The organism is Segatella buccae ATCC 33574 (assembly GCF_000184945.1).
Taxonomy (GTDB): Bacteria; Bacteroidota; Bacteroidia; order Bacteroidales; family Bacteroidaceae; genus Prevotella; species Prevotella buccae.
Genome location: NZ_GL586311.1, coordinates 617861 through 629627, shown reverse-complemented (window position 1 = coordinate 629627; position 11767 = coordinate 617861). Strand labels below are relative to the sequence as shown.

Genomic DNA, 11767 nt, shown 5'->3' with positions numbered 1-11767 from the left:
ATTTAATAGTTATAGATTCTCTTTTTCTTGTTTGTTGTGAGGAAAATGCAATGCCCCTTAGGTTGCGGTCTCTCGTCGATGAAGACCGCATGGCCGGTTACCTGCCCAAGGCCTTTTGCAGCCACTCGGGCACAGGGCTTGGCGGGATGGGCACCTGACTCTCGGCATTGGGTGTCTTGGCCAGTCCGTTCATGCCTCCATGGGGCACATTGCGGTGGCAGTCCCAGCAAGCCAGTCCCTCGCCACGCTTGGCCATCATGTAGTTGATGCGTCCGGTCTTGACAAACTCTTGGTTGAGCTGGGCGTGGCAGCGGATGCAGTTGTCCATGATGACACCTGCCGAAGCATCTTCGGCCATGATAGCTTGCCGCTCGGAATGGGTCACGAAGTAGGCCACGTGCTTCATGCCGTCCATCCCCTTGAAGAGATACTTCATGGCAATGTTCTGGTGGGGCACATGGCAATCGTTGCATGTCGCGTCGCGGCCATGCGAGGAGTGAGACCAAGTGGCATAGTAGGGGGCCATGATGTGGCAGTTGACGCAAGCTCCGGGGTCGTCACCTATTATATAAGTATGCAGGCGCAGGAGATAGGCAAACAGCAAGCCAAGGCCTACGATAAGACCGCATAGCACAAGTCCTACAACCTTTTGCCGGTAGGTGAGTGCGTCTTTCCATGATATCAGCTTACGTAAATTCATAGGCTATTTTTGTATTTATGTCGCAAATATAACCTTTTTTTAATATACTCGTGTAAATAAAATGAAAAAAAATCCTCATTTATTGGGATAAATTTGTTATCAGATATTTTGTCCGAAGAAGAGGAAGACAGTCGCGTTGCTTGGCAGTCTTTGAAAAGGTATATTCAGATGCCAACACAAGCCTCTCTTGTCCGCTTGTCGATGAAGAGTCTGTCCTTTGCAAAGGGGCAGATTAAAGATAACAAATGGCCTCGTTTCCCTCGTTGAAAAGCAGATCAAGGATACTGAGATTGGGCAGAAAACCATTTTTCTCCCGATAGACCTGATAATAGACAGGAGGCTCAAAACCGTCATCAGTGCCGGGATGTTTGGGCCGGATGACCTCACGGAAGTCCTCAATATCGTCTGTTGTCTTGCCCTGATGAGGGAATGTTAGAGGGGAGGTAACTGCCGAAACGGGCGTAAATTCGTCAGATAAACGGATGTTGGGACGCACATCAAGCAACTCGCACACTTTCCGGGTGATTTCCATATTAAAGTCAAGAAGATATTCCCATCGCTTCTCGAAAAAAGGTCGGATATCATCTTGGTAGTAGTCGAAAAACGGACTTTCGCCGTATGCCGAACAAAGGGCATTCCAGTGGAGATGCCGCCAGTTGCCGTGGTCGCTGATGCGGATGTCCTTCATCAGTGCAGACGGGCCCGTGGTGCGCTCTGTGGGCACAGTGAGTATCTGCCTGCCTTGTGTGGCGGCTATGATGCAGCGGTTGCGGTAGGTCTGTTTGATGAAGCTGTCATAACGCTCCACCACGCACTCATCGTAGCGATGGAGTTTCTGATACCACTGTATGGGACCGAAATAAGTAGAGGAAAGCAATGCTACCATGGCAGGTGGAAGAGTTTATGGGCCCGGCCCACGATGTCGTGTTGGCGGATGGTTTGCCGCTGCGTGCCCACCTTGATGATATAGGTTTGGCAGTCCTTGCACCGGCAACGCCGGCAGCACTGTGTGGGCACGAGATAGTGTGTGGTTCCGATGACGACAGTGTCGCCCGGTAATGCCACGATTTCGCCGGCCAGTTTGTCGTTTTCTCCATAGACGACAACATCGCCCGGCACGAAGTGTTCACGTGACAAACGGTTCACTATCAGTCGGTCTCCCTTGTCGAACAATGGCCGAAGGCCGTCGTCGGGCACGGTGAAGATAGTGAATGCGTAGGCGCGTATTGCCAACATCGTTAATGTTGCGACCAATAGCGCCAATGTAAACTTGACGCCATCTTTGATATACATGTCTGTGCATGGCCCCTTCCACTCGGGGAGGGGCCGCTTGTTTTTACTTGATATCGTCTACCATTGTGAAGAGCCGGTGCCAGCGAATGCCGGAGAAGCCGGGATGGTCGGGGTCGTGGCTCCACCAGATGAAGATAGGTTTGCCCACGATGTGGTCTTCGGGCACGAATCCCCAATAGCGGGAGTCGGCCGAGTTGTGGCGGTTGTCGCCCATCATCCAGTAGTAGTCCATCTTGAAAGTATAGCTCTTGGCCAGTTTGCCGTTGATGTAGATTTGTCCGTTTTTCACTTCCAGATCGTTGCCTTCATACACCTTGATGGGTCGCTCGTAGACGGCTATGTTTTGCATGTTGAGTGCGATGGTGGCCCCCTTCTTCGGAATCCAGATGGGGCCGTAGTTGTCGCGTGTCCAGCCCGTCACTGCATTGACAGGGTAGAGGTCTCCCACCGTGGCGTCGGTGTTGAGTGTCACGCTTTCCACCAAGTCTTTGCGGGCTCTGAGGGCTTTGGCTGCACGGGCCGTGAGGGGCATGTAGCCCCGCTGGTTGAGGGTTGTCAAGTCTTCGTTGGTGATGCCCAAATCCTTCAGCAGTTCACTGTCGAGCTGCCCTTTCAGCTTCACGTAGTAGGTGTACTGCACGTTGTCGGGCTCCTTGTTGGGTTTGCCGTCAAGGTAGACGATGCGGTTTTTGATCTGCAGCGTCTGTCCCGGCAGTCCCACGCAGCGTTTCACATAGTTTTCGCGGCGGTCGGTGGGGCGGTAGATGATGTCGCCAAACTCATTGGGATTGGCCAGAATGTATCTGCGCCCGAGGTTGTATATCGTCTGGAAATAGTCGTATTGCTGCTGCGGATTGAGCGTGGACAAATCCACAGGCCCGCCGTTCTGTTTCTCGAACACCTGTTGTCCGAGCGGATACACGAGGTCATGGTAGTAGTCGGCCGACTGGTATTGCGGTTCGTTGACCAGCGTGTCACCGGCCGGGAAGTTGAACACTACGATGTCGTTGAGCTTCACGTGTCCCAAGCCCTTCACCCGGCGATAGTCCCAGTGGGGCCAGTCGAGGTAAGACTTCACGTTGACCAGTGGCATGGTGTGCTGCGTGAGCGGCATGGTGAGCGGTGTCTGCGGTATGCGCGGGCCATAGCTCAGTTTTGACACGCAGAGATAGTCGCCCGTGAGCAGAGACTTCTCAAGCGACGAGGAGGGTATCACATAGTTCTGGAAAAAGAACTGGTTGATGAAGTAGACCGCCACAAGGGCAAATACGAGGGCGTCCACCCACGACATGATGAAGCGCACGGGCCCTTCCGAGTCGCGCCACCATTGCCAGCGTATTTTCTTGGTGATATACACATCATAGATGAAAGGCAGCACCAGCAGTCCCCACCAGCTTTCCACCCAGTAGAGGAAGAGGAGATAAAGAATAGTGGCAACAGAAAATTTGGCCCACTGCACCTTCATATTGAGGTTTTTTCTTGATTTGTCTATCATGGCTCGTTAGAATTTAAAGAGGTCGGAAGTAGTCAGCAGTCCATTGTGTTTTTGGGTGTATTCGGCAGCCAGCACGGCCCCCAATGCAAACCCTTTGCGCGAGTGGGCATCGTGTTCGATGGTGATCATGTCGGCCTCCGAGTCATACATCACGGTGTGTATGCCCGGCACCTCTCCGTCTCTCACGGAGTTGATGATCAGATCGTCGGCCGTGGTGGGGTCTCCCTCGTCCTCGTGTCCGTCGTTGGTCCACACGGTCACGCCGCGCTTCCAGTCTTTCTTGCGGTCGATGTTGTCCACGATTTCTTCAGCCAGTGTGATAGCCGTGCCCGACGGCGCGTCGAGTTTGTGGATGTGATGCGTTTCCTGCATGCACACGTCATACTGCGGAAAACCGTTCATGATTTTCGCCAGATAGCGGTTTACTGCCTGAAAAATGGCCACCCCCACCGAGAAGTTGCTGGCCCAGAAGAGTGTCTGTCCGCCCTCGGTACAACGGGCTTTCACCTCGTCACCATGCTCCTTCATCCAGCCCGTGGAACCACTTACCACCTTCACGCCGTGTTCCCAGGCCTTGAGGTAGTTGCCGTAAGCCGCCTGCGGAGCCGTAAATTCGATGGCCACATCGGCCGAGGCGAAAGCCGGACTGTCGAAATCCTGCTGATTATTGATGTCGATAATACTCACAATCTCGTGGCCGCGGTCTTTGGCAATCTGCTCTATCATCTTGCCCATTTTTCCGTAGCCGATCAATGCAATCTTCATTTTTCCTAATTCGAATTAAAAATCTCGGGGGCAAAAGTAAGCATTTTTATCCACATTCGCCCCCATCGGCCACTTAAATAAGGTGAAAAAGTGAATATGCGCTTCATATTCCTCTCAGCCACTATTTGCCCGTGAAGCCGTGAAAGAGTGTAATAGTGGCAATCGGAGCAGACGGTGTAGGCTGTCATGATAACGCTTTGAAAGAGTTTAAGTGGCATGGGAGGGTATTCATGCTCCGTCTGTCACTGCCAAGTGGAGGCATGGTATGGCCGGCATGGGGCGGAACAATGTTGACAAAAACGCTGCTGCGGAAACGCTTCAAATAGGTGGCGTGGGCGGTGTCGGGATGTCGAAAAAGGCACTCGACTTTCTCGTTTTGGCCCTTTGAGCTTGCAGAAGGGCCACAGTCAGAATGCCAAAAGGCCACAATCACGATGCGATTGTGGCCTTTTGGCAAGCCTTACCGGCCTCTTTTAGGGCCGTTTTTGGGCTTGGTGACATGTCAATAAAATTCAAGCGGTTGGTAGTCAGTGGTTTGGAGATATCGTCAAAACTCGCGTATTTTCGCCCAATCATCCGTCCGACGAAAATATCGCAAACTCAGCGGGCGAAATGACATAAATAGTTTGACAGAATCAATGGTTGGAAATGATTTTCTTCACGTCGTCGAGCGTGTCGGCCACCGCGATGTGTTCCCGCCAGCTGCCGCGCATCATGCCGCGGCCTTGCAGGTCGTCGAGCATGGCTATGAGTGAGTTGAAGAAGCCGCCGATGTTGTAGAGCACGACGGGCTTGGAGTGGTAGCCGATGGTGTGGGCGGCGGCCACGGTGAACACCTCGTCGAGTGTGCCGATGCCGCCCGGCAGGGCGATGAGCACGTCGCTGTGGAGCAGGATCAGGTCTTTGCGGTCGCTGAGGTTGTCGCAGGCGATGTGTACATCCACATAGTCGCTCACCCGGCCTGACTTCTCGATGATGGTGGGCACCACGCCTATGGTCGTGCCTCCCCCCTGATGCACGGCACGGGCGATGCATTCCATGAGTCCGAGGTTGCAACCGCCGAAGACTATCGCGTGCCCTTCGCCGGCTATCCATGTGCCGAGGGCCTCGGTCTTTTCAAAATACTCCGGAGCGATGGCGCTGTTGGCGGAGCAGAAGATTCCTATTTTCATTGGTGTGGGTTTTAGAAATGTTCTTTCCTTCCGGCTTCTGAGTGGACTTTTCCAAGTCCGGTTCCCCCGTATGGTAATGGTGGAACGATCATGCCCGTTTGCCGGGATGGGCGAAGCCGGGTGCAAAGTTAGTCATTTCTTTTGACTGCCACAAGGCCCGCGCACGCCTTTTTCAACTACGGGAAATGCAATCTTTTTGAAAATAAATGCACATTGCTTGCCGAATGTCGAAACTTTGTCGTACCTTTGCACCCCGATTACGGTCGCCTCCATTCAGGATAGGGACGGCCATTCTATTCACTTCGGAAAGTATTTGCGCCCAATTTATGGCTGGAAGGGCGTAGCGTCTTTCCAATTTAGTGATATTACTGAACTTTTGCAAGTTCAGATAGGAGTTAAAGGAGTTAAGGAGTGAAAGGGAGTTAAGACAATAGTTTTCCTCTTCCTGCACGCTCGGGCCATCAAGCTATGGACTGATGTCTTAACTCCTAACGAACGAAGTGAGTGCTAACTCCCTTTCACTCCTTTAACTCCTAAAGTTGAGCTTGCGAAACTAAAAAAGTTATAAATTGAAGACATTTGAAGAATTGGGCGTGAGCGAGGACATTCGTCGCGCCATTGAAGAGCTGGGGTTTGAAAATCCCATGCCCGTACAGGAAGAAGTAATCCCTTACTTGCTCGGTAACAAAAACGACGTCATCGCACTGGCACAGACCGGTACGGGAAAAACGGCCGCCTACGGACTGCCCGTGGTGCAGAAGACCGATGCGACGGACAAGACCACGCAGGCCGTGATATTGAGTCCCACGCGCGAACTGTGCTTACAGATAGCCGACGACCTCAACGCGTTTTCCAAATACATCGACGGCCTGCATGTGGCTGCCGTGTATGGCGGAGCCGACATCGGCCCGCAGATACGCACGCTGAAACACGGTGCGCAGATCATCGTGGCCACACCGGGACGACTCATCGACCTCATCAACCGTGGGGTGGCCAAGCTCGACCAGGTGAACAACATCGTGCTCGACGAGGCCGACGAAATGCTCAACATGGGCTTCTCGGAGAGTATCAACGCCATCTTCGAGACGCTGCCCGACGACCACAACACGCTGCTCTTCTCGGCCACGATGAGCCGGGAGGTGGAGCGCATCGCCAAGAACTATCTGCACGACCACAAGGAAATCGTGGTGGGTTCGCGCAACGAAGGGGCCGAGCACGTGAATCATATCTACTATCTCGTCAACGCCAAAGACAAGTATCTGGCCTTGAAGCGTGTCGTGGATTTCTACCCGCACATCTTCGCCATCATCTTCTGCCGCACGAAGATAGAAACGCAGGAGATAGCCGACAAGCTCATCAAAGACGGCTACAACGCAGAGGCCCTGCACGGCGACTTGAGCCAGCAGCAGCGCGACCTGACGATGCAGAAATTCCGCCGGCACACGGTGCAGTTTCTCGTGGCAACCGATGTGGCTGCCCGCGGACTCGACGTGGACGACCTCACCCATGTGATCAACTACGGACTGCCCGACGACATCGAGAGCTACACCCACCGCTCCGGCCGAACGGGCCGTGCAGGCAAGAAGGGAACGAGCATCTCCATCATCCACACGCGCGAGAAGTTCAAGGTGCGCCAGATTGAGAAGCAGATTGGTAAGGAATTTGTCGACGGCACGCTGCCTTCGCCCGAGGAGATATGCAAGAAGCAGCTCTACAAGGTGATGAACGACATCATGAAAACCGATGTGGACGAGGAGCAGATTGAGCAATACATGCCCGAAATCATCCGCCAGTTTGAGTATATCGACAAGGAGGACATCATCAAGAAGATGGTGACCATCACCTTCGGCCGGTTCCTCAACTACTATAAGAATGCGCCCGAGATAGAGAAACCCTCTTCATCGAAGGGCAAGAAGGAGCGCGGCGAGATGCGTGGCGGTGGTGCCCGTGGCGGTCGCGGCGACCGTCAGCGCGGTCCCCGCAAGGCAGAAGACGGCTTCACCCGCTTGTTCATCAACTTGGGTAAGGCCGATGGTTTCTATCCCGGCGAGGTGATGCAGTTCCTCAACAAGAACGTGCGCGGACGGCAGGAGGTGGGCCACATCGACCTCATGTCCAAGTTTTCCTATATCGAGGTGCCCGAGGAAGATGCAGGCCGCGTGATGAAAGCCATCAACGGTTCGCAGTATAAGGGCCGTGAAGTGCGCTGCAACGAAGCCGATGAGGGTGGACACGGACGCGGGGCCCGTGGTGGCAACGACCGCCGTGGCCGCAGCGGAGGAGACCGCCGGGAGCGCATGGGGCGCGACTTTGGTCGGGACTTCGGCCGCCGGGGCCGTGACAAGTTCAATGATGAGGAGCCCGATTTCAGTGAGGAAGGCTGGGCAAGACGCCGCCCGAGGAAGAAATAAGACAAGTGGCAAATAATGAAAATAGCGAAAGGAACAAATCTATCGGTGAGATAATTTGATCCTTCATCTCCCGGGAGGGAAAACGAATGAATCCGGAAAGTGCGGCATACTTTCCGGATTCGTTTGGTTTATTGTGCGTTGATTTCCTGTAAAAGGCGGTCGGCATGTCCCCACTTGTCCATCATGTAGAGCACATAGCGTATGTCCACGCCGATGCAGCGGGCCAGCCGCTTGTCGAAGTTGATGTCGCTTGAGAGGCTGTCCCAGTTGCCGTCGAAAGCCAGACCAATGAGTTCCCCCTTGCCATTGAACATCGGCGAACCGGAATTGCCGCCCGTGATGTCGTTGTTGGTGAGGAAGCAGAGCTGCATCTTGCCGGTGGTCTTGTCGGCATAGCGGCCGAAATCACTCTCGCCCATCAACCGATGCATGACAGGTTCGGCAAAATAGTCGACCACCTTGTCGCCCCGTTTCATTTTCTCCACAAGGCTCTCGGCTGTGGTGTAGTAGCCCGATGGCTTCCCGTCGAGTTCAAAACCGCCCACCTGCCCATAAGAGAGACGCATGGTGAAGTTGGCATCAGAGTAGTGGGGCATGTCTTCCTCCATGCGCAGTTTGGCCGCACAGAGATAACGCTCCTGCTCATCGATGCTGTCTTTCACTTCGCTCATGGCCGCACGCAGGTCACCCGTCACTTCGAGCAGGTCGAGTCCGAAGTTCACGCCCGGATCTTTCCGGTAGGCCTTGCTGTTGATGAAGAGCTTCCGACCGCTCTTCATGATGGCCGACTCTTTGTAGAGATAGTCCACGTAGCGCGTATAGTCGCCGCCAAACCGCTTGTCGATCGTTTGGGTGTAGAAAGCCGGCAGATACTTGGCATCCACATGCTCGCGATAGTTCTTGAGCATGGCGGCCAGCACCTCTTTGTCAAGAGCCTCATCCCAAGTGTCGCTGTTGTCCTTGAACATCACGTATTGTTTCTTCTCGTTGTTCTCCGGGCCGTGTATCTCCATGCCCTCATTGAGTTTGCGGGCGCGTGTGGCAAACTCGCTCGTCCGCCCGAAGGCCTCCCAAAGGTTCATGAAGGTGTAGCGGCTTTTGAAGCGTTTGCCGTAGAGGTGCTTCAATAAGGCGAAGTCGAGCTTGTCTTTCAGATAGCCTGTGGAGTCCTGATAGGCTTGTATGCGGTCTTCGTAGCGTTGCTTCTGAGCTATGATGCCGATGGAATCGATGCATTTGTTCATGCCGATGGAGTTTTTCCAGTAGTTGGAGCTCTGTGCATACTTGGAGTCATACTTGATGCGCACAGCCTCGTCGGCCCTCATGTGGCGTATCATCACCTCCTGCTTCACGCCCCGCACCTGTGCCCTGACGGCATTCTCGGCATCGCGCATCTCCTTGATGCCGTAGCTCGAGAGGTAGCGGGAGGTGCTGCCGGGATAGCCCATTGTCATGGCGTAGTCGCCGTCCTTGTAGCCTTGCAGGCTCACCCGGGCCCAACGCTTGGGCTTGTAGGGCACGTTGTCTTTGGAGTAGGGTGCGGGACGATTGGTCTTGGGGTCGGCATACACGCGGAACACGGAGAAGTCACAGGTCTGCCGGGGCCACATCCAGTTGTCGGTCTCGCCGCCATACTTCCCCATCGACTTGGGAACGGTGAACACCAGACGCAAGTCGGGGAAATTCTGATAGGTGGTGGCATACCATTTGTTGCCTTCATAGAAAGCGTCTATCTCTACATGGAGCGTGGAGTCCTGCTTTTTCACCTCACGGGTCATGGCCGTCTGGAGCGAGTCGATGACAGCCTCGCGACGGTCGCTGGTCATGTAGTCGTAGCCAAGCGCCATCACGCTGTCGGTGATGTCTTTCTGCTCCACCATGAAACCAACGAACATATCCTTGTTGGGCAGCTCTTCGGCGTAGCTCTTGGCGTAAAAGCCGTTGAGCATATAGTCATGTTCCACGGTGGAATGGCTGCGTATGGCTTCAAACCCGCAATGGTGGTTGGTGAACACGAGCCCGTCGGGTGAAACCACCACGCCCGAGCAGTGCCCGGAGAAGTTGACCACGGTGTTCTTCAAAGCGTTTTCGCCGTTGTAGAGTTGGTCGTAGGTGAGTTGGAATCCCTCTGCCTGCATCTGCTCAAAGGCTGCCTGCGGCAGGTTGTAGATGGTCCACATGCCCTCGTCGGCCTTGGAAGGCAGGAAGGCGAGGAGATGGAAAAGCAGAAAGGTGATAAGGCTCTTGATTTTCATTTGTGTGTGTTGCTATAAATGTTTATTGTTATGTTGTTTTGCTGAAATATTTTCCCACGACCGGAAGTGAGGCCAACGGAAAGTCTTTCTTTACCAAATAGGCGATGAAAACGCCTATCAACAAGGTGTTAACAGCTACCGAACCCCACATTGGCAGGGAGTCGTTGGCCAGCGTCATACCGCCACAGAGCACCGCCGCCAGCACTACATAGATCATGATTTCCTTCATGGGATAGTCGATGGGGTATTTCTTCTGCCCCACGAAATAGCTCAGGAGCATGGCCGTGCCGTAGCCTGCGAAACCGCCCCAGGCGCAGGCCACATAGCTGTAGCGGGGCACGAATATGACATTGACGGCTACAAGGACAAAACACCCGATACCGGAAAACCAGGCCCCGTAGATGGTCTTGTCGATGAGCTTGTACCAGAATGAGAGGTTGAAGTAGACGCCCATCATGATTTCTGCGGCCATCACGATGGGTACGATGCGCAGGCCTGGCCAGTAGCTTGGCGCGATGATGTAGCGCAGAATGTCGAGATAGGCTATCACGGCGAGGTAGGCCAAGAGGGTGAAGATGATGAAATATTTCATGGCCTTGGCATAGGTGGCACGGTTGTCCTTCTCCTTGGCTTTGCCGAATACGAATGGTTCGTAAGCATAGCGGAAGGCTTGGGTGATCATAGCCATGATCATGGCCACCTTGGCGGCGGCCCCATAGATGCCCAACTGCGCCTTTTCATCGCTCCCTTCATAGAGATAAGGAAAGGTGATCTTGTCAAATGTCTGGTTGAGAATGCCTGCAATGCCGAGAATGAGAAGCGGCCAGGCATAGTGGAGCATCCGTTTGAGCAACGCCCGGTCAAATCGGTAGCTGAAGCCTGTGAGTTCGGTCTTGAAGCAGAGGAGCACCACTGCCGTGCATACCAGATTGATATAGAACACCATACCCACGTCAAGGGTGAAGTCGGCATCGTAGAGGCCGAAGGGATTGAGGTGGAAATAGGGTAGCACGATGAGATAAAGCACATTGAGAATGATGTTCAACACGATGTTGAGCAGCTGCAAGGCGGCAAACTTCAACGGGCGTTTCTGATAGCGCAGGTAGGCAAAGGGAATGCACTTGAAGGCGTCGATGGCCACACAGACAAACATCACCGCTACCCACGACGGGTGGTCGGGATATTTCATGAAAGTCGCTATCTGCGGCAGGAAGGCCAACACAACGACGATGAAAAGCAGCGACGTGGTGCCCACGGTGATGAGCGTGGTGGGGTAGACTTTCCCCGCGTCTTCCCCGGTCTTGTTGACATAACGGAAAAACGTGGTTTCCATGCCGTAGGTGAGGAGCACCAACAGCAGCGCCGTATAGGCATAGATGTTGGTCACCACCCCGTATTCTCCCCCTGAGGCTGCAAAAGCTGCAGTCTGGATGGGAACCAGCAGATAGTTGATAAACCTGCCGGCAATGCTGCTGATGCCGTAGATAGCAGTGTCTTTGACGAGTGATTTTAAGTTTGCCATAACTTATAAAGGTAGAAAGATAAAGGAGTAAAAAGGTAAACTTCCTACTTTGACAGGCTTTGGGTGACCTTGTCTACTCATTCTTATCTTTTATTTTCTTAATAATGTTGCCTAATGTCCCTATTATGATGTTTATATCTTGTTTGATAGAGTG

9 protein-coding genes are annotated in these 11767 nt (G+C 53.6%); 1 reads left to right on the top strand and 8 read right to left on the bottom strand.

Translation table 11 applies throughout. From position 1 onward, the window contains the following. Positions 1 to 97 precede the first annotated feature (97 nt). From nrfH to HMPREF6485_RS02430, 6 genes are all read right to left on the bottom strand, one after another. Positions 98 to 700, bottom strand: coding sequence for a cytochrome c nitrite reductase small subunit (gene nrfH, locus HMPREF6485_RS02460; protein WP_004341360.1), 603 nt, complete (start codon positions 698 to 700; stop codon positions 98 to 100). 232 nt (positions 701 to 932) lie between these two features. Next, complete coding sequence (locus HMPREF6485_RS02455; RefSeq protein ID WP_004344423.1) at positions 933 to 1586, bottom strand: WbqC family protein; 654 nt, start codon at positions 1584 to 1586, stop codon at positions 933 to 935. After that, positions 1580 to 1993 (bottom strand): S26 family signal peptidase, encoded by a 414-nt coding sequence (locus HMPREF6485_RS02450; RefSeq protein ID WP_004344422.1) that lies wholly within the window; start codon positions 1991 to 1993, stop codon positions 1580 to 1582. The genes HMPREF6485_RS02455 and HMPREF6485_RS02450 overlap by 7 nt, the downstream gene beginning before the upstream one ends. 43 nt (positions 1994 to 2036) lie before the next feature. Then, the gene (gene lepB / locus HMPREF6485_RS02445) at positions 2037 to 3488 is read right to left on the bottom strand and encodes a signal peptidase I (RefSeq protein WP_004344420.1); all 1452 of its coding nucleotides are present in this window, start codon (positions 3486 to 3488) and stop codon (positions 2037 to 2039) included. Positions 3489 to 3494: 6 nt separating this feature from the next. After that, positions 3495 to 4253, bottom strand: a complete 759-nt coding sequence (dapB, locus tag HMPREF6485_RS02440; protein ID WP_004341348.1) for a 4-hydroxy-tetrahydrodipicolinate reductase — start codon at positions 4251 to 4253, stop codon at positions 3495 to 3497. A gap of 635 nt (positions 4254 to 4888) precedes the next feature. After that, positions 4889 to 5425: an LOG family protein gene (locus HMPREF6485_RS02430; protein WP_004344417.1), complete on the bottom strand. Its 537-nt coding sequence runs from the start codon at positions 5423 to 5425 to the stop codon at positions 4889 to 4891. A 569-nt stretch (positions 5426 to 5994) separates the two neighbouring features. Here HMPREF6485_RS02430 and HMPREF6485_RS02425 point away from each other — a divergent pair. After that, positions 5995 to 7836 (top strand): DEAD/DEAH box helicase, encoded by a 1842-nt coding sequence (locus HMPREF6485_RS02425; protein WP_004341343.1) that lies wholly within the window; start codon positions 5995 to 5997, stop codon positions 7834 to 7836. A 128-nt stretch (positions 7837 to 7964) separates the two neighbouring features. Here HMPREF6485_RS02425 and HMPREF6485_RS02420 read toward each other — a convergent pair whose 3' ends face one another. Both HMPREF6485_RS02420 and HMPREF6485_RS02415 read right to left on the bottom strand, forming a co-directional pair. Continuing rightward, entirely contained in the window at positions 7965 to 10091 is a 2127-nt protein-coding gene (locus tag HMPREF6485_RS02420) for a S46 family peptidase (protein ID WP_004344415.1), read from the bottom strand. A gap of 28 nt (positions 10092 to 10119) precedes the next feature. Then, positions 10120 to 11613, bottom strand: a complete 1494-nt coding sequence (locus HMPREF6485_RS02415) for an oligosaccharide flippase family protein (RefSeq protein WP_004344414.1) — start codon at positions 11611 to 11613, stop codon at positions 10120 to 10122. Positions 11614 to 11767 lie beyond the last annotated feature (154 nt).